We start from the raw sequence: 24,137 nt of genomic DNA on the forward strand, positions 1-24,137 counted from the left end.
TTTGTAAGGCAATGATCTATATATATATTGCCTTACAGATTTTTTTGAGTTCACTTTTTCAGTGCCATTGAACTATAGAGAAGACTACTCCTACCGAAACGGCCCCCAAAAACTTTACCCCGAACAAACAACCGATGTCGGGAGTTTTCCTCCCAATGCTTTTGGACTGTACGATATGCACGGCAATGTTTGGGAGTGGTGCAGCGATAGGTGGCACAATAGCTATAACGGCGCACCAACTGACGGAAGTTCATGGGAAACTAGCTCAGATAATAGCCGAGTGCAGCGTGGCGGTTCCTGGTTCAGCAGTGCGGTCTTTTGCCGGAGTGCCTATCGTAGCATGAACTCGGTGGGCTACAGCTTGAGGGATAGTGGTTTTCGCGTAGCAGTAGCGTCGGTTTCTTCGCCCTCCTAGTTTTCCCGCGAGGATTCTTCTCTACTCTTTTACCCTTGAGGAAATCGGCGATTGAAATCGCTTCTTGTCAAACGAAGTCCGCCTGCGCGGACTAAGAGAAAATAGCCGTGTCCTGCGTTATTTGAAAATATCTTTCCGCTTCTGCAACAGCAAAGCTGCGGTTAAATAAACTGCGGCGTGCAAACCTAAAATTCCCCAATTCAAAGCCAAGTTTTGTCATGTTCGTTCGTAGACTGCACTCTTATCGAATAAGTGCGGTAAGATTGTGCGATCGGGCAATCTTACCGCACTTTTCTCAACCGTTTATGTAATAATCCCGCGTTCCCTTCGCATTCATCGCTTCTCCGAGTCGATTTAACCCGTACACGTAAGCAGCAGTTCTCATAGAAACTGACAATTCCTGAGATTTTTTCCAAATTGCCTCAGTTTCTTCGACCATTTTATGCTTCAACCGCTGGTTGACTTCCTCCAGCGTCCAATAAAGCCCGCTGCGATTTTGCACCCACTCAAAATAACTAACCGTTACGCCTCCGGCATTGACTAAAATATCAGGGATTACCTGAATTCCTCTCGCTTCTAAAATCAAATCAGCAGCAGAATCAATCGGCCCGTTAGCTACTTCAAAAATAAACTTAGCCTTAACATCATTAACATTCGCTTCAGTTATTTGATTCTCCAAAGCTGCTGGAACCAGCACGTCTACATCTAATGCTAAAAGTTGCTCATTTGTCAAGACTTCGTGTTCGATAATATTGCAAACAGAACCTTCGCAGTAAATAGCTTTAATACCTTTGTTAGAGTCTTTAAAGCCTCGAATACTGGGGATGTCCAGCCCTTGTTTAGCATAAATTCCCCCTTGGGAATCGCTGACAGCAACAACTTTGTAACCTGCTTTCCAGAGCAGTTCTGCTATTTCGGCACCGGCATTACCAAAACCTTGTACTGCTACAGTTGTATCTTGAGGATTTAGCTCAAATTTGGGTAGAAGAGTTTGTACTACAAAAAAAGCACCCATTGCTGTTGCCGTATCTCTGCCCAAACTGCCACCAATTGTCACTGGTTTACCAGTCACCACCGCTGGAGAAAGCTGCCGCTTAATAATATTGTATTGATCCATCATCCAACCCATAATCATGGGATTGGTGTAGACATCCGGCGCGGGAATATCGACATCCGGGCCGATGAAATCTGCGATCGCATCGACATAGCCCCGGCTCAACCGTTCCAATTCCAGTTTGGACAATTCCTTGGGATTGAGAGTAATTCCGCCCTTGGCTCCTCCAAAGGGCAAGTTCAAAACTGCACATTTAAAAGTCATCCAAAATGCTAAGGATTGCACTTCATCAAGGGATACTTCGGGATGATAGCGCACTCCTCCTTTAGACGGGCCTCTGGTATTGTCGTAGCGCACCCGATAACCTTGGAAAATTCGCAGGGAACCGTCGTCCATCCGCACGGGAATCGATACAATTAAACTGGATTTGGGATATTTCAGCCGTTCGATCGTATCCTCGGAAAGGGACACATATTTTAAGGCTCGTTCTAATCGGCGACTGGCATCGGCAAATAATGAATCAGACATAAGAAGTTAGTTGACTGTTGACTGTTGACTGTTGACTGTTGTCAGAAAAAAGCTTCGGGTGCTTAAGCTAATTTAATCACAATCCTGGTTGAATGCTGCCTCCTTTCTCCTGACAACAGTCAACTGCCTTGTGTCGATCGACAATCTCGCCGTGCCAAGCAGCGATTAAGCAGATACACTTACAATAGAAGGTGATATTTAACCTCAAGCCGCAATTTGAGTTCGATCGCTCAAATCACAGCCAGCCATCAGGGGAATTAAATTCTGAAATAGATCGAGGCTTTAGCTGACGTTAGAAACTGAATTATTATTATGGTTGGACTCCTAGCCGCACTCTCAGCGTCTGCGGCAGGGGGTATGAGAATTGCCCTGCCCCTGCTGTTAATTGGTTTGTTGCGGATTGACAAACTTTGGTCGGAAATACCTTTATTGTCGGGGGTTCCCCCCCAAGTGGCTATCACCATCTTGGTGAGTTGGTCGCTGTTAGAGTTATTTGCTTCTAAAACCTTTGTAGGACAGCGGGTACTGCAAATTGTGCAAATTATTTTCAGTCCCATTGTAGGAGCAATTATGGGAATTACGATCGCTCAGGTAAGTTCGATCGACGAAATTATTGCTCACCCTTGGATGCTGTGGATAATTGGTATTGTCGGAGGTTTGTTGGCTTTAGTGCTGCAACTGGTACAAGCAGGATGGTTTTATCGGCTGCGGGGTTTGCCGATTTGGGTGATTTTCCTCCAAGATGTTCTGTGCATTTCCTTGGTTTTGTTTGCCTTTGACGCCCCGCGGCAGGGAGGGTTAGTGGCTATGATCCTGTTGTGGCTGGCAATTCGCAGTTCTAAAGAGTGGTACCGCTGGTACAAAAGTCAGGGAATAGCGGGCGATAGGGGAAATCCCCGCCGCCGCAAGCGCGATCCTGATTAGTTAGTGATTAATTATTGGTGATTAGTCATATCGTTTACGGTTGTTTGGGAATGATTTAACCGCAGAGGGCGCAGAGGGCGCTGAGGAAGAGAAGAGAGAGATGAATAATTCCGATACCAACGGATTTTATATCATTAGTCATTTGTAACAACAGTGAACAGTCAACAGTCAACTGTCAACTGTCAACTGCCAACTGTCAATTTAAAGCAATCCGATCGAGTGTAGCGGGCCCTGACCCGTAATTAACTCCAACAATAGTGCTACAAAACCAATCATCGCTACACGACCGTTCCAGACTTCTGCCCCCGTGGTCAAACCCCACTCCCACTGCTCTTGAGGGTACATTTTCACTGTCTTGGAAGGGCGTATAACATCCGAGAATTTAACGCTGGGAGATTCGATCGACTCGATGACTAAATCGGCCAAGGCTTCAATAAACACCGGATGAGTATTCAGGGCGGGCACTCTGTAGAAATTTTCAATCCCCGATTCTTCTGCTAATTCTCGATACTCCATGTCAATTTCTTGTAGAGTCTCGATGTGTTCAGAAACAAAACTAATCGGAACTACCAACAAATCTTGCACTCCATTTTCTGCCAATTCGGTAATCGCGTCTTCGGTGTAAGGCTTGAGCCATTCCACCGGACCAACCCGACTTTGATAAGCTAGAGTGTGTTCGTTCGATCGATCCAAATGTTCCATAATCAGACGAGTGCAATCTTCAATCTCGCGCTGATAGGGGTCTCCAGCCTCTTCTACGTAGCTGAGGGGGACGCCGTGGGCGCTGAAAAAGATGTGAACTCGATCGGGCTCAGGATTGTGGTCTAGTTCTTGGGCTATCAGTTCCGACATTGCCTGAATGTAGCCTGGCCGCTTATACCAAGAAGGAATCGCGGTATATTCGATATCCTTGAGGGCAGGATCTTTGCCCCACATTTCTTCTAGCTGCCGGAAGCTAGAACCGCTGGTGCTGATGGAAAATTGAGGATACAGCGGCAATATTGTCAAATGTTCGATGCGATCGCGCTTAATTTTGGCGATCGCCTCTTCGGTAAAAGGATGCCAGTAGCGCATCCCCACGTATACTCGAGCATCTTGTCCCTTGGACTGCAATCGTTCTTGCAGGGCTAGGGCTTGTTCCTCGGTAATTCGCCGCAAAGGAGAGCCGCCCCCGATTTGGCGGTAGTTTTCCTGGGATTTTTGAAAGCGCAGGGTCGAAATCAACCAGGCGAGCGGTTTTTGCATCCACGGAAACGGAATGCGAATGATTTCCGGGTCAGCAAACAAGTTGAACAGGAAAGGACGGACATCCTCGATTTGATCTGGCCCGCCCAAGTTTAATAGCAATACTCCCACACGACCCATAGCGGTTACAGCTCTCCCATCGTCTCAGTTCTGTTACTTATCTTTATCATATGACTTAATAATATCTTATGTCGATAACAAGGTATACATAATTTTGACTATAGCAACAATTTTTAGAGATTTAAGTTATCGGTATCAGTGTCTCTAGGATTGCGATCGCGCGTCTTGCTGCGAGTGAGCGTAGGCGGCGAAGCTCGTTTGGATCAGCGAGCTTTAGATTTTAGAGGCGACCCCACGGATGAATCCGTTTGCAGGTCCTCGGATGCGGATTTAGTCAATTGCGATCGACCAAATTTTGTAGGGGCGAGTTTCACCAACACTAACTGCCTAAAACCAACAATCTTATAAACTCGCCCCCACCCAACGGAGCGTCTACATGAACTCTGACTGCGATCGAATCGGAAAAATGTACATTTCGATTTACGGTTGGGTTGGGGCGGGTTTTATATATCTTCAATCATTGGCAATTATGGTTGGTGAAACCCGCCCCAACAGCCACCTAATGACTCCTAACTAAACAAACTTTTTCGCTTCTGCCAAAGCCGCCTCAAACTTGAGCAATACATCTTTTTCTGTGTGAATAGCTTTCTCTTGTTCCAGCAGCGGGCGGCCAAAGCGAAAAATGCCGTCCTGTTCTACGTGGTCTACATAAGGCAGCGTTTCTGGATGCGGCAAAAATTTTCTGCCGATTGTGTACGGCGTGTGGAAAGAAAAACTAAAATCGGGAAACTTGTCGCTCTTGATTTCCAGGTAGTAAAGCGAGTAATAATCTTTGGTTTCTGAGTACACGCATTCGCGGCACTTATTTACAAGTTTGCGGTTCTGATAGAAAAAATCCCACTTATCCCAATAGTAGCCATCTTTCATCATTTCCTGGTGGTCGTCGCACAGTTCGAGATATAATTTGTCAGAATCCGCCGGACGGTAGAAGTAAAGCATGGCGTAGGGCATTTCAATCAGTAACTTGACTGCTTGATTTTTTCGCTCGTACCATTCGTGCTGGTGAGTTTCGTAGATTTCCTTATATTTATTAATTGCTTTAAAGCTGTTGAGCTGATTTTCTTTTGCCCACCGCGACGCCCAAACTGTCCAGTAAGCTAGCTGGAAGGTTGCTGAAATTTCCGCCGAACCTTGTTCTTTCCAGTCGGCAATGATTTTTTCCCACTCGGAACTAAAAGCTACTCGCGATTGTTCGTTTTCTTCAGGTTTTTCTGTATTGATTGCGGGGGGTATTTGGGGATTATCTTTAATCAGCCCTTTGGGTTCTTTGCGCCAATTATTAATATCGGTTGGCGTTAGACTTAAGATGAATCTTCTGTCGTGAACGGGATATTCTAAATGGATTCCTGATTTGCGGAAAGAGCGGTATTCTAGAACAGGGAGTTTGTCTTGTTCAATCCACTGCTGGCGTTCTGCGGGCGAACACTTGAGCATTGCTTCTAATTCAGTAGGATCTACGGCTAATTCACTTTTGAATGTCTCCCAAAATCTTTCTTGTTCGGCTGGATTTACTTCCAGCAGGGATACAATTCGGTTGACGAGGTGATCGGTTTTGTCTTGGCAATTGTCGGGAAGTCCTAAGAAGTCGAGGAGTTTGGTCTTGAGTATGCGTCTGGCTGAGATTAGCTCGGCTAACATGAGAAGCTCCAGTAGAGTCATGACTTGCGCCCTTGAATTGGCAAGATTTGCACAAGTCTTATATATCTTAATAGATTCTCTTGGGTTGTCGGCAATTGAACTGTCTGCGCCAGCGAAGCTATCCCCAACGCGCGTGCGTTCGGTGAAGGGTAGGGAATCGCCCAACCTCCGTTTCTGTCTAAGCGAAAATACTCAAAACAAGGGCAAAAGACCGATCGACCTTTTGCCCTTTTTGGCTAAAATCGATAATTGCGATCGCCCACCCACAAACTCACAGGCACAGCATGGCCTGTTTTGTCAACCTTTACTTCTACCAAAAATGATTGTCGCTGGTTCCTTTGAGCTTCGCTAATCTCCTGATTGACTTTTTCCCTTTCATCCTCTGGCATATAATAAGTTTCTAAGCCGTATTCCATCTGCCAATTGTTATATTTGCCCTTAATTGCGATTTGATTTGCGGGCAAATTGGTGGGATTTTCTAGACTGACGCGGAGGGGTTTCCAAGCTTGGGGGCGGCCGGGATTAGTCGCGGTTTTTGGCGCTTCTAATATTACATAAAAACTGGTTGGTGGCTTGACATTCTGTGTATTTTGTGGACAAGCAACCCCGGGCGGACAAGGTATTTTTTCGGCAGGTAAATCTTTCCAGCCGGGGAGTTTTTGCAGATTTGTGCGATCGGAAATATCATAGCTCAAAACTTGGTAATATCCGCGCAAAAAGTCGTAAGGGTCTACTGGTGCTGTTTGCAGGACAACTGTTTTGCCAGTAATAAAAGTGTAAATTGCAGGAGCTGGTACGGCGGCAATTAGTCCGATTTGCAGCAGCAAAGGAACCCACAACCGCCACGCGGGAAGGCGTTTCGCAGCGGGGGGAAGGGTGAATGATGGGGGAGTAGGGCTGGTATCTGCTATTTCGGAACTTTGATCTGTTGAAGCTGGATTTTCGGTGTTCATATTAGGAAGTGAGAATTGGTTCGCAGAATAATATCGTTGAGCTTTGAATCGGCATAATCATCTTCCGAGTGCAGTGCCAGGGGGACGATCGCACTATAGTAAAATGCTCCTATTCATCGGAGATTTTCGCGAAGTGGCGCTCGAACCACAAACCCGCAGCAATTACGCCAATTCCGCACAAAACAAATACAAAAGATTTGAGCAACAATCCTGTATTATATTCAAACACTCGGCTGATAATTTGCAGGGTGATTAATACCATGCCTCCCCAAAAAGTCCGGCGGTTTTCTAAAGCTAAACCTTCTCGGATTAAGCCGACAGCAAGCAAAAATAAGAAAACATTGAACAGAAAAGTCGCTAATTGAGGAATGGGAGTAAAATTGAGGTGAAAAAGCGGTATTAAGGCGCTGGCGAGGATTAAAATGCCGATCGCACCTGTGGTCAAATCCCCTCCTTTTTGTTTCGGCCGCCGCAGTTCCAAACGTCCCAAGCGCAGCCATTCAAACAGCGTGAAACCGCCCAAAACAGCCACATTTGCCAGCAAAACCCAATCCGGCTTAGTTGGCGCAGGATTCGGCGAATCCTGCCACAATCCGTAGAAAGAAAGAACATAAAACAAACCGGCGAGAAACAGCAGTGCTAAACTGCGGGCGGTAGGTTGAAACAGCCTGCTGTGTACCTTCGGCCAGATTGCATCGTCGTATCCCCACAGCAAAGCGGGCGGTAAAGCACAAAAAATTGCAGCAGCCCAGGTTGGATTTAACCCTTGGATGATAGAAACTTGTAGGGAAAAAATTATCGCGATCGCACCTATGGCAAAAATAGCACGCGATCGACACCAATAAGCGAGCGGCACAAACATTATACTGGCTGCGATCGGCATTTGCCGCACCAAAACTTCCAGCCAAGAAAACTCGACTTTAGAAGACCAATCTAACACGGCAAGCCAATAGCCCAAACCGATTAAAAGTGCGGACAAAACGCCCAAGGAAGTCAACCGCAAACTGTAAGCCATTCCGAGCACGCCGATTCCCCAAGCAAGGAAAAGTCCGTAGGAAGAACCGCCAATATGGAACATTTGCGCCATCAATGCCATATTTGCTCCTAAAATCAGAGCTCCTAACAGCAACAATCCTTCACCTAGGAGTTTGTTTCGCCCTTTTGTTGCGGGCATATTGGGATGGGAGTTTTTGCTTCGGGATGGGGGAATTCGCCACAGATAGAAACCTGCTGCATTGACTGCTACGAAAAGACTTAGCAGCAGTGCAACTCTCACTTCGCGCGACCAAACTTGCCAGTTTGCCGCTACAAAGGTGATGACTCCTATACCGAGGAGAATGCCGCCGAGACTGATGAGAATGCTGAGGAACCGGTTGCGGGAAGCGGTTTCGAGTGTGTTGAATTGGTAACGTTCGGAAAGTTGTTGGTAGAATGAAGTGTCGATGAGTCCTTCTGCTTGCCAGAGTTTGGCTTGATCTCGCAACTCGCGCCGAAATTTATCTGAAATCATTTTTAATATTCCAGAGGATTTGAACTGTGATAGTTTTTAATATGTCACTTGTGGGTCGATTGTCGATAGAGGCTGGGACACCTGCTGAACTTGCACAGCAGATTTGATTGATATCCTTCGGCTGTTGAAACCGTTTCTACATAAACAAGCTCCCAGCAGAAAGAAACGAATAAATCAAGGAATGTAATATTATGGTACAAGCTCAATCTAAAAAATTAACTTTTGACGAGTACCTTAATTACTCAAATGATACGGGTCAACGCTATGAGTTAATTGATGGGGAGTTAATAGCTTTGCCACCAGAATCTGAACCTAATAATTTCATTGCTAACTATCTATTTTTCTATCTTGCTAGCAGCGGGCTAGTGCCACTCAGGCTGATTAAAACGCATAATTGCGAGGTTCAAGTTGCCGTTTTGCGATCGGGAGATGCGGCCAACCGCTACCCCGATTTGATAATTCTGGAACCTGAACATATTCCGCTGACAGCAACCAGGCTAACTATCACTTTCGATATGCTGCCTCCTCGGTTTGTTGTGGAGGTAGTCAGTCCGGGTAGACTGGGCAGGGATCGGGATTACGAGCGCAAACGAGCTCAGTACGCAGCGCGGGGCATCGCAGAGTATTGGGTTATCGATCCAATAGAAGAAGTGGTGACGGTTTTGCGGCTTGATGAGGGCCAATATGTTGAGGTTGGGGTGTTTCGGGATGGAGAGGCGATCGTATCTCCGATGTTTCCACAGCTAAGTTTGACGGTTCAACAGATTTTGAGTGGAGAGGTTTAAGGGTGGGTCAATAGCTAATTGGTTAGCATTCATCTAACCACCTACCGATTAGTGAAAATCTCCACCCTCAACCTGATTAAGGCTATGTTTCCATCCCTAATAGGGGTTTAGTTTGATTGCAACCTGTAAGTTTCGCTAACAGTCACACCATTTTTAGATAGTGACGTGAGAATATCACCAACCTTACTTTGCTAAATAAATATAGGCGGGGAAACTCAACTTTCCGCGCCTAAAGCTTGTAACCCTAACCAATACGTCAGCTATCTATTCCAGAAACCCTAGATGTGCTAAATTTAATATCAGCTTCAGAACACAATATTTTTATTTTCTCCTCTACTTTTTTTATTATTTTTCCACCAACAACACAACCCCAAAAACCACCTTCTTCATTACGGTGTGAAATTCTCCAATGTTCATCATTTTCAGTTTCAATAATTAGAAACATATTATTAAGAGCAATTATATGTTTACAGTCAGTCAAATACTTAACTACGGATGTATCTAAAAAAACATAAAAGTCTGAATATTCTGGAGTTTCTATAAATGAATTTCCACCCTCACAAGGTACTAAATTCAGTTCTCTTAAATCAAATTTGAGTGTAGCCACTAATTTTATTCATTACATTTACAAATGGTTATTAAAAATATACCCTTTACATAAAGACCTCGACATTATACTTATGGGTGATTTACATAAAGACCTATAAATTATACTTAGGGCTGATTATTGCACCCGTGACGCTTTCTTGCTAGACCTTGCCACCGCTACGACGGCTAGACCGTGCAAGCCGCTAGACCGTCTGACCGTGCAAGCAAGACGATCGCTCCGACCATCCGCTAAACGTATGAGCGAGCCGTGCCAGACGTGTCAGATGTGTAAAACGTGCTTAGAATACAACCCGTACCTATGGTAAGACTATACAGGCGTCCGAGCATCGTGCGCCTATAGAACCATAAATATGATAGGACTATGAAACCATCCGACCTTAACGTATAGTTATTTTTACCATCTGGCATTAATAAAAAATATTTTAAAAAACTCACTTTCTATATATATGTTTTTTCCATTTACATTAAATGATGATCTAATCTCGTTCTCTGACTTACCACCATTAACAATTATAAGAAACAAAATAGTAGTTGAATTAGTAGAATTGGGATGATTATTTTCTATTATTAATTTATGACATTTTTTAATTATCCCACGGCTCGAAGTGAATTTCAATATGATTCTATCATGATTAGAAAATTTTATAACGTTTTCTTTAGGGACGCATTCCACAGTTAAACAACTATCTTTTAGATGATAATCTAACAATTCTGATAGTATAAATAATGCTATTGTTTCTTCTTTAGGAACACGTTTTATTTGAGGAAAATTTATTACATTATAAAATTCTTTACACAGTCCCCAACTTACAATTTGTGAAAAATATACACGTATTGTTTCTAACAATTCTTCACTATTAATAAAATATATATCACTAATATTTTCAATATTTAAAGGATATTTTTCAGAATAAAATCTTGCAACATCATGCCAACTAAATAAATTTTCAGGATCTTTAATAAAATCATAGGGGATAGGTTTTGTTGATTTATATGTATCAATTAATTTTGTCATCATATCAGGATGCTCTACAAGTAATTCTTGTAAACTATTCTTATCTTTAACAATATCATTCCATGTTAAACCATCGGCAAATAAAGTTCGCATTCTATCATTCATATAATTTCTAAGTTCTAAATTATGATGTTTTATAGCATCTTTTTCACTCCACAAATAACTAATTGGAAGAAAAGTTAATATATTTTCGGGTACTAAAAGAATTCCTTTATCTAAGTAACAAGGTAAATTACAATATCTATTACCATTAATATCAGTTGAATCAGCTTTTGGTAAATTTAATTGTTCTGCAATACGACTTGAAAATTGAGCTAATTCTGGTAAAATTATAGAAATAATCATATCACTAATTCTATCAGCACCTATATTTTTTTGAAAAACTGCTGCTAATTGAAAAATAATAGGATCTACCAGCCCCACTTCTACAAAACTTGTAATATTATCTAATAAATCCCATGCTATACTCCATCCAATACCTTTACCTCCACTACCTTTGTTTGAGTATCCTAAACCAGCTAGAGGAGTTTCAGAAAATATTAATTTATCACGAACTTCAACTCTTATTTCTTTATACTCTTCTTGAAGTCTCAAATATTTAGGTGAAGGTCTATAAAAGAAATTCTCTGAACTTTCCTTAGCTTTTAATTCCTTAAGTTCTTTTTTTACTTCAATAATAACTTGTATTTCTTTTATTCTATTTTCAAAATAATTCATAACTTTTTCATCAGCATTTTTTAGCTCTATCACAGATGTTTTTGATAAGAGTCTTGGGTCTATATATAGTTTTGAATCATTATCAATAAATCCATTAAATACATTATGTTCCCTTAATATTATTGAATCTACCTGAAACACATCACTAATTCTTTGAGGCATATTTTATATTTATTAAATACTGAAAATATCAGCGTTTACAAGTTTTGAGCTTCAAACCATTATAATAACCTCTCTATAGTAAACGTCAACTATTTACGTGATCCGATCGCCCTGTTGAATCTGGCAATTTGAAGGGGTAACGACAGCCGAAAAAAATTACTCCCTCAAAAAAATACCTACCCCTAGGCGCAAATTTTATCCATCAACCCGATTTAAATTCCAGTCGTAAGGCAAAAAAACGATCGCCAATCCATCACCCACAGCCGCCTCCGGCCCCAAATAACCGCCCACATACTCAGCCACCGAACCCGCCGCTTTTACAAAATCCTCGCCGTACCACTTAAAAATCTTGCTCAAATAAAGCGTCTTTTTCTCGGCATCATATCGCACCTTATCAGGATTGTGAATAAAACGACTGGCATCCGCTTCTAGTTGAGTCCGTACCGACTCTGGGAAATAAGCCCCCCGGCGCAGCAGCGGGCACCCGACTGAAGCGCAAACTAATGCAAAATGGATGCGCGGTTCCGCAAATTCCGGCCGCAAAATTGCGTGTTCGATTTGATTGAGACTGTACTTTTTGCCGCCAATAATCGTATTTGAACGAGTGAAAAAATCCAAAAAACTCAGCCAGTTGGGAATTCCCAAAACTTTGGGACGGATGGACGCGATCGGATATACTTCCAGAACTTGAGAAATTGCGATCGCATTATACGCATTCAGCCACAACGCCAGCCGCGCATCCGCATCAGTACCATCCGCCAAATCGACATCGGCCAAACTTTCCAGCCACGCCCTCAAAACATCAGCCCCCTCAGCTTTCCAGCGCCGATAATTGACGCGGCCCAAATCGTCAACGTAGCGTTGCAGCAACTCGTCCCAAATCGTAAAGTCGATCGTACCGATCATTTATTACTACCCCTAATATAAGGCGGGCATTGCTTTAGCTTCTGCATCTATTTAATACTACCGTCAACCCAAATAATACCTCCAACGGTAGGATTTTTTAGATTAGCCCCGTTAAACGGGCTCTGGATTAAATTAGCTTGAGTAAAATTAGTACCTTGTAAATTAGCTTGCCGCTAAGAAGCCCCGCTCAAATTTGCCCCGGATAAATTAGCTTCCCTAAAATTTGCTTCTCTCAAATCTGTCCCTTGCAAATTCGCATTTGCTAAACTCGCGTACCGCAGGCGAATGCCGATCAAATCGCCGCCCGGACACTGGTTAGTTTACCGCAACTAATTGATTTGCTGCGGGTTAGGTGCAATCACTGGTGTAGCTAACCCGAAAATCATTCCCCATGAAACTGCTCCCAAAGTTACAGATTTCCTGCTCTTTACATTCTACAATTTTAAAAGATTCTTAATTTCAATTTCAACGGGGATCGGTTTCTTCCGGCACAACACCCCTCCCAGTTTGAGCTGCAATTTTTTAAATTCCCCTTACCTCCATAACACACTATGACGGATCGAACCAACTTTTTCGATAAACTGTTAGCGGCTGTTGAAAGCAATCAAAGTTTGCTTTATTTAGCCCTCGACCCCGACCCGGAAACCTTGCCCGCCCTGGTTTCGATGACTGGGGAAGAGACTCAAACTTTTGTAACTGATTTGTTGTCAAAGCTGAAAAGTGCGATCGACCAAACAGCCGATTTAATCTGTGCCTGCAAAATCACCCTCGGTTTTTACCAATCTCTCGGTATTCCCGGTTGGGCATTGCTGCAAGAAATTTTAACAATTATTCCCCCTCACCTGCCAGTAATTTTAGATGCCAAACACTGCGATTTAAATACCAGCACAGTGTTTGCCAAAATTGTATTTCAAGACTGGCGAGTTGACGCTATTACTTTAAGTCCCTATCCCGGATTCGACCAAGTAGCGCCATTTTTGTTATACGCTGGAAAAACTGTTTTTGTCCTCTGTGCCACCGCCAACCCGTCAGCGGCAGATTTGCAAGAATACCCGACGCCAAACAACCCTTTTTACTTGCAATTAGTCCGACTCTCTCAAACTTGGGGAACTCCCGAAAAAGTCGGTTTAGAAGTAGGAGTATTGCCGGATATGTTAGCCCGCATCCGCAAAGAGGCTCCTGAACGCCTAATTTTAGTCGAAGGAGAGATCGCCGCAGAAAATGACCTCACAGAAGAAAACGACCTCGCACAACTGCTGGCGGCCGGTTTAAGCAAGAATGGTGAAGATTTGCTGCTGCCAGTCCCCCCAAGTTTATTAGCGGGGAAAGAGCCGCGCCGAGAAATTGAGAAATTGCGGGATAGTATTAATAAACAGAGGCTGCGGGCGATCGAAGGTAGCCCCACTTGCGAACTGTGGCTGCCGGATGTTTGCTTTTTGCAACCGGAACCTCACCGCGATTTAATCTTGCAACTTTATGACATCGGCTGCGTAGTTTTTGGCGACCACGTACAAGCATCGGGCGCCGTATTTCCATATTACATCGACTTGCGGAAAATTATCTCAATTCCGCAGATTTTCCACCAAATTGTCAGCGCTTATGCAGACATTCTCAAGGATTTAAAATTCGATCGCATTGCGGGAATTCCCTACGGTTCTTTACCCACAGCAACGGGTTTAGCCTTGCGGATGGAACGCCCGATGATTTTCCCGCGCAAGGAGGTGAAAACTTACGGTGCAGGCAAATTGATTGAGGGGCATTTTCAGGCAGGAGAAACGATTGTCGTAGTCGATGATATTTTGATTAGTGGCAAAAGCGTGATGGAAGGCGCGGCTAAGTTAAAATCGGCTGGCTTGAATGTGGAAGATATCGTGGTATTAATCGACCACGAACAGGGAGTCAAAGATAAGATGCAGGCTAATGGTTATCGCGCACATTCTGTGCTAGCGCTTTCGGAAATTGCTGAAGTTTTGTATCGAGCAAGTCGCATTGATACCGAGCAATTCAAGCTTTTGACGGCGGAACATTAAACCCCAATTCCTGTAGGGGCGGGTTTTACCAACCATAATTGCCAAAAATTAATAATCTTATAAACCCGCCCCCACCCAACGGTAAGCCTCAATGTACATTTTTTACCTGCGCTCAAAGTCAAGGTTGATATAGGTTATTAGTTGTGTGGGGGCGGGTTTATAAGGTTGTGTGTGTGGGTCGAATATTATTCGTAAAACCCGCCCCTACCAGACCATCGATCAACCTTGCAGAACTTCAATTAAAGCATTGCCCATCGCTCGACAGCCAACGAGTTTCATGCCTTCTGACATGATATCGCCAGTGCGATAACCTCGATCCAAAACTTCGACAACAGCTTGCTCGATTTTATTAGCAGCTTCCGGTTGATTTAAGGCGTAGCGCAGCATCATTGCCGCACTCAAAACTTGGGCGATGGGATTGGCTTTATCTTGTCCGGCGATGTCTGGTGCGGAACCGTGCACGGGTTCAAAAACTCCCGGCCCAGTTGCTCCCAAACTAGCAGAAGGCAGCATCCCAATACTACCAGTTAGCATCGCCGCCGCATCGGAAAGAATGTCGCCGAATAAATTGCCGGTGACAATTGTATCGAACTGTTTGGGCCAGCGAATTAACTGCATGGCTGCGTTGTCAACGTAGAGGTGAGAAAGTTCGACATCAGGGTATTCTGAAGAAAGGGCAATAATACGATCGCGCCACAGTTGCGAAACGTCCAAAACATTCGCTTTATCAACGGAACACAGCCTTTTTCCCCGCTTCCTGGCCGTCTCAAAAGCGACTCGCCCGATTCTATCAATTTCCGACTCGGTGTAAGCCATCGTATTGACACCGCGTTTTTCGCCTGTTTCCGTCTCAAAAATACCTTTCGGTTTGCCGAAATAAATGCCGCCTGTGAGTTCGCGGATTACCATAATATCCACGCCTTCGACAACTTCCCGTTTCAAACTAGAAGCATCAACCAATTGCGGTAAAATAGTCGCAGGACGCAAATTTGCAAACAATCCCAATCCGGCGCGCAGTCCTAATAATCCAGTTTCCGGGCGCTGTTCGCGGGGCAAATTATCCCACTTGTAACCGCCAATTGCTGCCAACAATACTGCATCGCAGTTGCGGCATTTTTCCAGTGTTTCTTCTGGCAGCGGATTGCCTGTTGCATCAATAGCAGCGCCGCCCATTAAAGCTTCTTGAAATTCAAAGCCGATGTCCAATTGTTGACCGACAAGTTTCAGGACATCTACCGCCACAGCGATAATTTCAGGGCCGATGCCGTCTCCTGGTAAAAGAGTGATGCGGTAGTTTTGAGTCATATCGATTTTGGAGGTTTGATTTGAGATTTGAGATTGAGAGTTAATGGGAATTCTTTGGAAATGCAAGACATTCTCACAAGGCTATAATCATATCAGGATAAGCAACCTCAGAATTCATTATGACATTCCCGACTTACCCGCCTGCTCAAGCTGAACCGCCTTTAGACCCCCGGCAGAGTTTGCCAACAATGTATGATTTACCTAGCGAAGACCCAAAGGAGCCCGGTTTGCCCGATACATTTCATTTAGATCAGCCGCAACTCTTGGAATTCACGTTTTTGCCGCCGGGATGGGATGCGGAACAAGTCTTTACAGCCAGTGACCTAAATTTGTATTACGATGCAACACAACCGCGCTGGCATAAACGCCCGGATTGGTTTGCTGCGGTGGGTGTGCCAAGGCTTTATCAAGGGCGTGATATGCGTTTGAGTTATGTAGTTTGGCAAGAACGGGTAAATCCGTTTGTGGTGGTGGAATTGCTATCGCCGGGCACTGAAGATGAAGATTTAGGGCGGACTGTTCAGCAAGCTGGGGAACCGCCGACTAAGTGGCAAGTTTATGAACAAATTTTGCGGATTCCTTACTATTTTGTGTTCAGTCGCTACACGGATGAATTGCGAGCTTTTCATCTTGTAGGAGGCCACTATGAACCTGCTGAATTAATTGATGGGCGGTTATTTATTCCTGAGTTGCAGTTGAGTTTAGGTTGGTGGCAAGGCACTTATAAGAGTATGAATCGTTTGTGGTTGCGATGGTTTACGGCCCAGGGAGGGTTGATTTTGAGTCCGGGTGAAAGGGCGACGGCGGCGGAACGGCAACTGATAGAAGCTCAACAGCAAGTTCTAGAATCTCAACAGCAACTGACAGAATCTCAACAGCGAGAGGAAAGACTAGCGGCGCGGTTGCGGGAGTTAGGCATCGATCCTGAACAGTTGGTTTAATAGTTCTCCCACCCAGGTCTGGTGAAACCCGGTTTCAACTCCTCGAATCCGCGCAACAGGAGTGAAATAAGATAAAAACAGTTCGATCGCACGCACGTACAAAAAAATCGGCAAGGAGTCGCACCAGTGGCAGAGGGCGAAGGCATACCAACATCAGCACAGATTGATTCTCGGGACTATTCTTGGGCTTTTTGGCCAGTCGTCCCCCTCTATCCCTACAGCAAGCGGCGCACCATCCGCAAGGAAATAGTCAAGGATACAATCTGGACTTTTGACCAGCTACAAGGCATTTTCTACGTAGTCGTCCCAATTCGGATGACAGTAATTAAACTAGAACCCGAAGGCCTTCTCGTCTACGCCCCCGTTGCACCGACTCCTGAGTGCATCCGCTTGGTAAAAGAGTTAGTAGCAGAGCACGGCGAGGTGAAGTACATCCTGCTGACAACGGTTTCCGGCATCGAGCACAAGGTTTTTGTCGGCCCCTTTGCGAGGTGTTTTCCCGAAGCGCAGGTGTTTGTCGCCCCGCAGCAGTGGAGTTTCCCCGTGAATTTGCCGCTGAGTTGGCTGGGTTTGCCTGCGAAACGCACGTCTGTACTGCCCCTTGACAGCAGCAACACGCCGTTAGCCGATCAATTTGACTGGGCAATTCTCGGCCCGCTGGACCTCGGTTTGGGCAGATTTGCTGAAGTTGCGTTATTTCACAGACGATCGCGCACGCTGATGTTAACAGATTCCATAGTTTCCATTCCCGAAAATCCGCCCGCGATCGTCCAACTCGACTCGTACCCGCTGCTATTTCACGCCAAAGACAGCGCCTTGGACACGGTGGCAGACACCCACGAAAATCGGCGCAAAGGGTGGCAGAGAATCGCCTTATTTGCCATGTATTTTACGCCTAGCGTGCTGGAAGTGCCGCCGTGGTCGGAGGTATTTGCCAAGGCACGAGAAGCGCCAGAACGCTCTAGGAAAGCTTATTTCGGGTTATATCCGTTCAAGTGGAAAACACATTGGGAGCGATCGTTTGAGGCTTTGCGGGGAGGAGGGCGGTTGTTTGTGGCGCCGATTTTGCAGACTTTGATTCTCAACCGCGCGCCGAGGGAAACTCTCGATTGGGTGGATAAAGTGGCGAGTTGGGACTTTGAAAAAATTGTACCTTGTCACTTCGATGGTGCGATCGACTCCCGACCGCGTGAATTTCGGCAAGCATTCTCGTTTCTGGAAAAACACTCGCCTGTTAATTCCTTACCCGAAGACGATTTTAAATTGCTCAGGCAGATTGATGCGGGTTTGAATAAAACCGGTTTGGTTCCGCCTGCGAAAGAGAAGGTTTAATCTTACATCTTGCACCATTTTTAAGAACAGGCAAGACGCCTGTTCCACAATAAAATTGAGTTTTGTGGAACGGGCATCTTGCCCGTTGCTAAACAGGTAATTGAGAATAGTGCAACCTCTCAGTTCACTCAGATATCTGTAGGGACACGCCCATGCCGTGCCCTTACCCGTCGTACTTAAACTCATCAAACTTCACCACTTCCGACTCCCGTTTCCGCGTATCAAAATAGTAGCTGCTAACCGTACCATCCCCCGTATCAAAAATAGTAAAAGCAGTAATATCATTGCTATCAATATACGGCAGCGGCCGCCCGTCTTCTCCCAACAAAGGCGCAACAGTCGGCACCACAGGTTCCAATCCGTTCGGGTCTCCAATTGCGCTGTAATCTTCCCGATATGCCGGCGGCACAAATCGGCGCTTTTCCCCCGCAAAAGCACCGTAACTGTTGCCCACATTAGAACTCTCCAAAAAGTGCATTCCGCTGGAACTTACAAACCGATTCCACAAGTGCGAATGTCCATAAAATACCAACTGCACCCCGGCTGTTTCTAGTAGCGGCACTACATCCCGAATCAGATAATCTTGCTGTTTCGGATACTCGTAACGCACCATTTTAATCTCGCCATTCTCAGCGCGATCGACTATTTGCACTGGATCGGTATAAGCAGGTACAATATTGTCACCCAGAGAATGTGGCGGGTGGTGAAACATCACAATTTTATATTTTGCCTGCTGGAATTCCGCACTCTTTAACTCTTGTTGCAGCCAAGTATATTGAGCGCTGCCCTTGACAATAGGCTCAAAAATATGCTGTCCGTATCCCCATTTTTCGGGATTATTAAAATCTTCGTCCCGTTCCCGATACCTGCCTCTCGCACCCGGATCTAAATTCGGAGTCCGCCAGATATTCGTAACATACAAAGTCACTAACCGCACGTCGCCAAAAGTCACAGCATAGTAATTTTTGCCTCCCGGTAAATTGAAAATTTCGTCATAGGTATCGCTATTAAAACTATTGTTTTTTAGCCATATTTCCCGCACTGAAGAGTCATTATTAGGATTCAAAGAGGCAGCACGTTGAGCGTATATTTTCTCGGCAGCGGCGCGGGAAAAAGGATCGTTAAATTGGTCAGCGAGTTTGCTGTTGATTGCAAATCGACCCATGATTTCGTGATTGCCAATGGCGGGAAATAAAGGCGCGTGTTGGATGAGTTCGCCGCCGCTGTAAACTGTTTTGATGCCGTTTTTGTCCAGTTCGGAAAATGCGCGACCTTGCAGAGCGGGAAAGAAGGCGCGGCCTCGGTAGTCGTCAAACCACTCCGAAGCGCGATCGGGTATATTAATTAAATCTCCTGCCATAAAAACCGCGTCAACTCTCCCAATTGTTTCGGCTACTTTCTGGAGATTTGCTGCTGTCATAGGCATCAATTGATGGTCGGAAGTGAGGAGGATTTTGAGCGCAATTCCTGCTGCTGGTGTGGGAGAAAGAGTGAAAAGTTTGCTGCTGACAGATGCGCCGTCTTTCCTTTCGCTGGTGACTCGATAAGGAATGCGAACACCGGGCATTAAATTGGGGACTTCTGCTTCGTGGCGCCAGATTTCGCGGACAATTGGATTGCTGTCAATTATCCTTTGTTTGATTTCATCGGAAATGTGAGAGTCTTTGTCTTCGCGAGTGCGGCTTAGCTTCGTAGTATTTGCCGTCACAGTTTGATTCAAATTTTCGCCGTAAGCAACAGTGTTGCGAGTACCGGCAAACTCGGTGAACCAGACAACTCGCACCGAGTTTGCTGTTGGGCGTTGCAGAAACGGATCGGTTAAAAGCTGAGGTTTGTTAAGATAATATTGCATAATGAAACCTAGCAATATGACAATCAAAATTAAAACAGCAAAAAACCAGGGATTGCGGGGCAAATCTCTAGGATTTTCTAATTGATAGGGCAATGGTGTCAACATAAGTCATTAGCCATTAGTCATTAGTCATTAGTAGGCAGAAAAAAAGCCATCAATTTTAGATTCTAGACTCGAAATTTTAAACTACCAAAGTTATCAAAAAGTTAAGAAATTAGTAAAATATCTCACATCTAACAAACTTCAACCATTTTTTCACCTCTTCTTATCTCTCAATTCTCTTTCTCTGCGCCCTCTGCGCCCTCTGCGGTTCATTAAAAAAAATCTTTCTCAAAAATGCTTGAGACTTGCGATATAACATTCTTAACACCCTTCCTTCAATCTAAAATCTAAAATCCCATGACTCGCCACCTTCTCAAGGCTAACTGCAAAACCGTACACTTGGGCGGTTTCTCTCCAAATATCGAACCTGCTTTAAGCGTCGATTCGGGCGATCGCATCGATATCGAAACCTATTCAGGATATTATGTTGCTGACAAAGCGCCGCCGGAATTTCTGACGCCAGAATTTTTAGATATTTGTCAGAATTTGCCTCCCAACCGCAAAGTTGGCCCCGGACCCCACTTGCTGACAGGCCCGATTTATGTTAACAACGCCGAACCGGGAGACGTTTTAGAAATTCACATTCAGGATGTTTACCCGAGTTTACCAGTAGGATTTAATGCAATTCGGCCCGGGTGGGGAGCTTTACCGGAGTATTTCTCCGAACCTAAATTGCGGTTTATTCCGCTAGATTTAGAGCAAAAAATTGCAGAATTTCCCGCAGGTAGCGGCATTCGGATTCCCCTGCATCCTTTTTTTGGAATTATCGGCGTTGCCAATGCAGAAATCAACCGTTCTTCTATTCCTCCAGAGCGCTACGGCGGCAATATGGACAATCAGGAACTCCAACCAGGAACGCGGTTATTTTTACCTGTTTTTCTGCGCGGCGGTTTACTGTCCATTGGCGACGGACATTCGGCACAAGGAGACGGTGAAGTTGACGGTACTGCAATTGAAACTTCGATGAACGGGACTATTCAAATTATCTTACGCAAGGATTTATTTCTAATATTTCCGTTTGCGGAAACGCCCACTCATATTGTGATTATGGGATTTGGTAGAACATTAGATGAAGCGTTTGAGATGGCGGTCAAACAGACGGTTTATTGGTTGCAAACTTTTGCGGGTTTCCAAGAAGAAGAGGCTTATGTTTTGTGTTCCATTGCCGTAAATTTTCGGATTACGCAGGCTGTCAACAATCCTCAAAAAGGAGTTCACGGAATGATGCCCAAGTGTATTTTGCCCGAGATAAAAATTATTGGCCACCGAGTTTGATGTAGTATGATAACACGCGATCGACAAAAAACTTAAGATCGCGATCGCACACAATACACAAATTTGTCACTGCTGTGGTCGATCGGGATCGCGATCCTGTTGACAATTAAGCTTAAAATAAGATAAGTTACCAGTTCTACCTAAATCGAACTCAACATGAAAAACCAGACTGACGATGTTGCCAAAAAAGATTTAGTCGATCGAGCTTTTGGGAGTGCAGAAATACCCGATCCGACAGCGTGGGTGCACGAACATTATTTTCTGGCTAATTTCGCCCATACTCTGGCCCATATCCAAGAACATATGTCTGAAGACAGTTGCGAAATCGGCGAGAATGGTGAGTCGGGCGAGGGGATATTATCGATCGATGCCAAAATTAGAGATATGTTGAGAGCTACTTTTAGCGACGACGGCTGGCAGTATGTCGAAAGTTTATTGTGAGTTTGGTACAATCCCTAAGTATTTGTACCTTCATAAGTTGAGCTCGTAAATGATACCACTTTCACAAAAGAATGCAACTGTAGCCGGGTGATCTAAACCCTTAGATCATTCTTGATCCCCAATTTTTTAATCTCAAATATCAAATCTCAAATAATATCACTTTCCTCCCCCAAGACAGACTCGCAATTCAGACTGCCTGCGTGCATTTCCACCCCAATTTGCAGTAAATTTGACCTATTGTGATGTAGGATACTTTAAATGGGGGGGAAATTACTGTCGCTAGGAATTTCGATCGATCGCAAAAACGCCGCACTTTCTTCGGGCAAAGCAGTATTGATAAACATCCCGCTGCCCAACTCAAACCCAGCTTGCTTGGTGACTCTGGGAATAATTGCGATATACCAGTGAAAGTATTTTGTTGCCCGTTGGGCGATCGGCACCGATCGAATATTATAGTTGTAATCGGGATTGTTCAATCCGTAATAAAACTTAGCCAGTACAGTTTTCAAAGTCTCAGCAAGATCCGTAATTTCCGCATCAGTAATTTCATCAAACGAAGAAGAATGCCGGCGCGGAAAAATCCAAGTGTGAAACGGTGAAAGTGCAGCGTAAGGGATAAAAGCCACAAAATGTTCACTCTCACAAATCACTCTTTCCTTCGCCGCTAATTCATCTTCCAAAGTCCGGCAAAACAGACATTCTCCCGTGTCGTCAAAATATCTAATAGCTTCGTCGATGCGGCTGCGAAATTGGCTGGGTACAACGGGCGTCGCTGCTATCTGCGAGTGGGGGTGTTCGAGAGAAGTTCCGGCAGTTTCGCCGTGATTTTTGAAGATAATAATTGTTTCAATGTGGGGATTTTTTCTAATTTCTACATAGCGCTGGCGGTATACTAAAAGTATGTTTTCAACTTCTTCAACACTCAACAAAGCTGTCGTCAAATCGTGTCGCGGATGTTCGACAATTACCTCGTGAATGCCGATTCCCGCCATCGTGCGGTGAATTCCCGATGATATCCTCATCCATTTGGCTGTCGGGGAGAGGGCGGGATATTTGTTGTGAATTGCCCGGACTTTCCAGCCTGTGCGATCGCCCAAACGGCAAGTTTCCAAGGTTCCGTCTTCCTCATTTCCCACACAAAACGGGCAATCGGCGCGGTGCGGTGGCACTGCTGCTGTCCACTTTTTTTTGTTGGCGAATTGATCCGGTCTTGTCGCCCGTTCGGTGGCGATGATTACCCAATCTCTGGTAATTAGATTTTGTCTAAGTTCAGACATTTTCTTACCTTCAGTTTCCGGGTCAAATTGTCTCTTATTTTAGATACATGATTTGTGATTTGTCATCGCTTTTTTGTAAAATCTTAATAAATCTTGACTTTTGAATTTCCGGCTTGTAGTCTGCTAGATACCAGAATTATTCCATAATTCGGGTGTCTAAAGTGGGTAAAGCTAATAGCAGTTTGAACAAGTGAAAAAGAATCGTAAAATCGTTGCTAAATTCAAATCATCCGCGTGCATCAGCGGTTAAATTTTATCAGCAAGCCATTCCCTCCCCCTAGCCAACAACTCGTCCAAGCTTTCGATCGGCCAAAACCGCACCTTTCCATCCTCCGAACCAGTTATTAAAGACTTCCCGTCCCGACTAAAACAAACACTCCAAATAGGACTTTTCAACTCCACAAAATCTGCCTCACCTTTGAGTAAATTCCCTTTATACCCACTAAACTCTGCCAGTAAATTTCCCTGCAAGTCCCACAATTTGGCTGTGCCGTCATATGAGGCAGTGGCGATCGCATCCCCTCTGGGGCTAAAACTGACACTTGTTACCGAGTGATTATGTCCGGCGAATGTTACCAAGCAGTTTCCCTGCAAGTCCCACAATTTGGCGGTACAGTCATCTGAGGCAGTAGCGATCACATCCTCTGTGCGGCTAAAACTGACACTTGTTACCGAGTCATTATGCCCGGTGAATGTTACCAAGCAGTTGCCTTGCAAGTCCCACAATTTGGTTGTGCAGTCAATTGAGGCAGTAGCGATCGCATCTCTTGTCGGGCTAAAACTGACACTTGTTACCGAATAATTATGTCCGGTGAATGTTACCAAGCAGTTGCCTTGCAAGTCCCACAATTTCGCAGTTTTGTCCGATGAGGCAGTAGCGATCCTATCTCCTGTGGGGCTAAAACTGACACTCCATACCGAGTTATTATGTCCGGTGAATGTTACCAAGCAGTTGCCTTGCAAGTCCCACAATTTCGCAGTTTTGTCCGATGAGGCAGTAG

General features: G+C 44.7%; 21 protein-coding genes and 2 pseudogenes. 9 read left to right on the forward strand and 14 right to left on the reverse strand.

Going from position 1 to position 24,137, the window contains the following annotated elements; all coding sequences use genetic code 11:
• The first annotated feature begins 67 nt into the window (after positions 1-67).
• Entirely contained in the window at positions 68-415 is a 348-nt protein-coding gene (locus QUB33_RS23240; protein ID WP_333354901.1) for a formylglycine-generating enzyme family protein, read from the forward strand.
• A 295-nt stretch (positions 416-710) separates the two neighbouring features.
• On the opposite strand, the gene QUB33_RS23245 is transcribed toward QUB33_RS23240, so the two are convergent.
• Entirely contained in the window at positions 711-1,997 is a 1,287-nt protein-coding gene (locus tag QUB33_RS23245) for a Glu/Leu/Phe/Val dehydrogenase (protein ID WP_333354904.1), read from the reverse strand.
• A gap of 312 nt (positions 1,998-2,309) precedes the next feature.
• On the opposite strand from QUB33_RS23245, the gene QUB33_RS23250 reads away from it, so the two are divergent.
• Positions 2,310-2,921 (forward strand): DUF4126 domain-containing protein, encoded by a 612-nt coding sequence (locus QUB33_RS23250; protein WP_333354906.1) that lies wholly within the window; start codon positions 2,310-2,312, stop codon positions 2,919-2,921.
• Between the two features lie 201 nt (positions 2,922-3,122).
• Here the strand turns inward: QUB33_RS23250 and hemH are convergent, their stop codons facing one another.
• Positions 3,123-4,286: a ferrochelatase gene (gene hemH / locus QUB33_RS23255; RefSeq protein ID WP_333354909.1), complete on the reverse strand. Its 1,164-nt coding sequence runs from the start codon at positions 4,284-4,286 to the stop codon at positions 3,123-3,125.
• A 138-nt stretch (positions 4,287-4,424) separates the two neighbouring features.
• Between hemH and QUB33_RS23260 the strand changes: the two genes are divergently transcribed.
• Positions 4,425-4,634, forward strand: coding sequence for a hypothetical protein (locus tag QUB33_RS23260; protein WP_333354913.1), 210 nt, complete (start codon positions 4,425-4,427; stop codon positions 4,632-4,634).
• Positions 4,635-4,799: 165 nt separating this feature from the next.
• Here the strand turns inward: QUB33_RS23260 and QUB33_RS23265 are convergent, their stop codons facing one another.
• The 3 genes from QUB33_RS23265 to QUB33_RS23275 all read right to left on the reverse strand — a co-directional run bounded on the left by QUB33_RS23265 (position 4,800) and on the right by QUB33_RS23275 (position 8,387).
• Entirely contained in the window at positions 4,800-5,924 is a 1,125-nt protein-coding gene (locus tag QUB33_RS23265; RefSeq protein ID WP_333354916.1) for a hypothetical protein, read from the reverse strand.
• Positions 5,925-6,160: 236 nt separating this feature from the next.
• Positions 6,161-6,877, reverse strand: a complete 717-nt coding sequence (locus QUB33_RS23270) for a GDYXXLXY domain-containing protein (RefSeq protein WP_333354920.1) — start codon at positions 6,875-6,877, stop codon at positions 6,161-6,163.
• Positions 6,878-6,986: 109 nt separating this feature from the next.
• A complete protein-coding gene (locus tag QUB33_RS23275; protein WP_333354923.1) occupies positions 6,987-8,387 on the reverse strand; it encodes a DUF2157 domain-containing protein in 1,401 nt (466 codons plus the stop codon).
• A gap of 191 nt (positions 8,388-8,578) precedes the next feature.
• Between QUB33_RS23275 and QUB33_RS23280 the strand changes: the two genes are divergently transcribed.
• Positions 8,579-9,172 carry a Uma2 family endonuclease gene (locus QUB33_RS23280; RefSeq protein WP_333354927.1) on the forward strand — a complete coding sequence of 198 codons (594 nt, stop codon included), beginning with the start codon at positions 8,579-8,581 and terminating at the stop codon, positions 9,170-9,172.
• A 256-nt stretch (positions 9,173-9,428) separates the two neighbouring features.
• Here the strand turns inward: QUB33_RS23280 and QUB33_RS23285 are convergent, their stop codons facing one another.
• The 5 genes and pseudogenes from QUB33_RS23285 to QUB33_RS29730 all read right to left on the reverse strand — a co-directional run bounded on the left by QUB33_RS23285 (position 9,429) and on the right by QUB33_RS29730 (position 12,877).
• The gene (locus QUB33_RS23285; RefSeq protein ID WP_333354929.1) at positions 9,429-9,779 is read right to left on the reverse strand and encodes a hypothetical protein; all 351 of its coding nucleotides are present in this window, start codon (positions 9,777-9,779) and stop codon (positions 9,429-9,431) included.
• 396 nt (positions 9,780-10,175) lie between these two features.
• Positions 10,176-11,675, reverse strand: coding sequence for a hypothetical protein (locus QUB33_RS23290; protein WP_333094185.1), 1,500 nt, complete (start codon positions 11,673-11,675; stop codon positions 10,176-10,178).
• Positions 11,676-11,870: 195 nt separating this feature from the next.
• Positions 11,871-12,581, reverse strand: coding sequence for a DUF547 domain-containing protein (locus tag QUB33_RS23295; RefSeq protein WP_333354932.1), 711 nt, complete (start codon positions 12,579-12,581; stop codon positions 11,871-11,873).
• Positions 12,582-12,628: 47 nt separating this feature from the next.
• Positions 12,629-12,739 (reverse strand): annotated as a pseudogene (locus QUB33_RS29725) (hypothetical protein); the annotation flags it as partial.
• Positions 12,740-12,754: 15 nt separating this feature from the next.
• Positions 12,755-12,877 (reverse strand): pentapeptide repeat-containing protein, encoded by a 123-nt coding sequence (locus tag QUB33_RS29730; protein ID WP_445299553.1) that lies wholly within the window; start codon positions 12,875-12,877, stop codon positions 12,755-12,757.
• 255 nt (positions 12,878-13,132) lie between these two features.
• On the opposite strand from QUB33_RS29730, the gene QUB33_RS23300 reads away from it, so the two are divergent.
• Positions 13,133-14,611: a bifunctional orotidine-5'-phosphate decarboxylase/orotate phosphoribosyltransferase gene (locus QUB33_RS23300; RefSeq protein ID WP_333354935.1), complete on the forward strand. Its 1,479-nt coding sequence runs from the start codon at positions 13,133-13,135 to the stop codon at positions 14,609-14,611.
• A gap of 219 nt (positions 14,612-14,830) precedes the next feature.
• On the opposite strand, the gene leuB is transcribed toward QUB33_RS23300, so the two are convergent.
• Positions 14,831-15,916: a 3-isopropylmalate dehydrogenase gene (gene leuB, locus QUB33_RS23305; RefSeq protein WP_333305447.1), complete on the reverse strand. Its 1,086-nt coding sequence runs from the start codon at positions 15,914-15,916 to the stop codon at positions 14,831-14,833.
• Between the two features lie 119 nt (positions 15,917-16,035).
• Here leuB and QUB33_RS23310 point away from each other — a divergent pair, with 119 nt between their 5' ends.
• Positions 16,036-16,857, forward strand: a complete 822-nt coding sequence (locus QUB33_RS23310; protein WP_333239933.1) for a Uma2 family endonuclease — start codon at positions 16,036-16,038, stop codon at positions 16,855-16,857.
• 126 nt (positions 16,858-16,983) lie between these two features.
• Entirely contained in the window at positions 16,984-18,189 is a 1,206-nt protein-coding gene (locus QUB33_RS23315) for a DUF4336 domain-containing protein (protein WP_333354938.1), read from the forward strand.
• A gap of 163 nt (positions 18,190-18,352) precedes the next feature.
• Here QUB33_RS23315 and QUB33_RS23320 read toward each other — a convergent pair whose 3' ends face one another.
• Positions 18,353-20,146, reverse strand: a complete 1,794-nt coding sequence (locus QUB33_RS23320; protein ID WP_333354941.1) for a metallophosphoesterase family protein — start codon at positions 20,144-20,146, stop codon at positions 18,353-18,355.
• A gap of 294 nt (positions 20,147-20,440) precedes the next feature.
• On the opposite strand from QUB33_RS23320, the gene QUB33_RS23325 reads away from it, so the two are divergent.
• On the forward strand, positions 20,441-21,418 hold the full coding sequence (locus tag QUB33_RS23325) for an acetamidase/formamidase family protein (RefSeq protein WP_333354944.1): 978 nt from the start codon (positions 20,441-20,443) through the stop codon (positions 21,416-21,418).
• A gap of 156 nt (positions 21,419-21,574) precedes the next feature.
• Complete coding sequence (locus QUB33_RS23330) at positions 21,575-21,859, forward strand: hypothetical protein (RefSeq protein WP_333041379.1); 285 nt, start codon at positions 21,575-21,577, stop codon at positions 21,857-21,859.
• Between the two features lie 254 nt (positions 21,860-22,113).
• Here QUB33_RS23330 and galT read toward each other — a convergent pair whose 3' ends face one another.
• On the reverse strand, positions 22,114-23,136 hold the full coding sequence (gene galT / locus QUB33_RS23335; RefSeq protein WP_333354947.1) for a galactose-1-phosphate uridylyltransferase: 1,023 nt from the start codon (positions 23,134-23,136) through the stop codon (positions 22,114-22,116).
• 246 nt (positions 23,137-23,382) lie between these two features.
• A pseudogene (locus QUB33_RS23340) lies at positions 23,383-24,137 on the reverse strand (WD40 repeat domain-containing protein); the annotation flags it as partial.

The sequence above is a fragment of the Microcoleus sp. B3-A4 genome, assembly GCF_036705385.1.
Classification (GTDB): Bacteria; Cyanobacteriota; Cyanobacteriia; order Cyanobacteriales; family Microcoleaceae; genus Microcoleus.

Bases quoted from the DNA above. Each gene is read 5' to 3' on its own strand.
- QUB33_RS23270 (WP_333354920.1), bottom strand. From the start codon at position 6,877: ATGAACACCGAAAATCCAGCTTCAACAGATCAAAGTTCCGAAATAGCA.
- hemH (WP_333354909.1), bottom strand. From the start codon at position 4,286: ATGGGTCGTGTGGGAGTATTGCTATTAAACTTGGGCGGGCCAGATCAA.
- QUB33_RS23330 (WP_333041379.1), top strand. From the start codon at position 21,575: ATGAAAAACCAGACTGACGATGTTGCCAAAAAAGATTTAGTCGATCGA.
- leuB (WP_333305447.1), bottom strand. From the start codon at position 15,916: ATGACTCAAAACTACCGCATCACTCTTTTACCAGGAGACGGCATCGGC.
- QUB33_RS23325 (WP_333354944.1), top strand. From the start codon at position 20,441: ATGACTCGCCACCTTCTCAAGGCTAACTGCAAAACCGTACACTTGGGC.
- QUB33_RS23290 (WP_333094185.1), bottom strand. From the start codon at position 11,675: ATGCCTCAAAGAATTAGTGATGTGTTTCAGGTAGATTCAATAATATTA.
- galT (WP_333354947.1), bottom strand. From the start codon at position 23,136: ATGTCTGAACTTAGACAAAATCTAATTACCAGAGATTGGGTAATCATC.
- QUB33_RS23300 (WP_333354935.1), top strand. From the start codon at position 13,133: ATGACGGATCGAACCAACTTTTTCGATAAACTGTTAGCGGCTGTTGAA.
- QUB33_RS23280 (WP_333354927.1), top strand. From the start codon at position 8,579: ATGGTACAAGCTCAATCTAAAAAATTAACTTTTGACGAGTACCTTAAT.
- QUB33_RS23275 (WP_333354923.1), bottom strand. From the start codon at position 8,387: ATGATTTCAGATAAATTTCGGCGCGAGTTGCGAGATCAAGCCAAACTC.
- QUB33_RS23320 (WP_333354941.1), bottom strand. From the start codon at position 20,146: ATGTTGACACCATTGCCCTATCAATTAGAAAATCCTAGAGATTTGCCC.
- QUB33_RS23245 (WP_333354904.1), bottom strand. From the start codon at position 1,997: ATGTCTGATTCATTATTTGCCGATGCCAGTCGCCGATTAGAACGAGCC.
- QUB33_RS23295 (WP_333354932.1), bottom strand. From the start codon at position 12,581: ATGATCGGTACGATCGACTTTACGATTTGGGACGAGTTGCTGCAACGC.
- QUB33_RS23265 (WP_333354916.1), bottom strand. From the start codon at position 5,924: ATGTTAGCCGAGCTAATCTCAGCCAGACGCATACTCAAGACCAAACTC.
- QUB33_RS23310 (WP_333239933.1), top strand. From the start codon at position 16,036: ATGACATTCCCGACTTACCCGCCTGCTCAAGCTGAACCGCCTTTAGAC.
- QUB33_RS23250 (WP_333354906.1), top strand. From the start codon at position 2,310: ATGGTTGGACTCCTAGCCGCACTCTCAGCGTCTGCGGCAGGGGGTATG.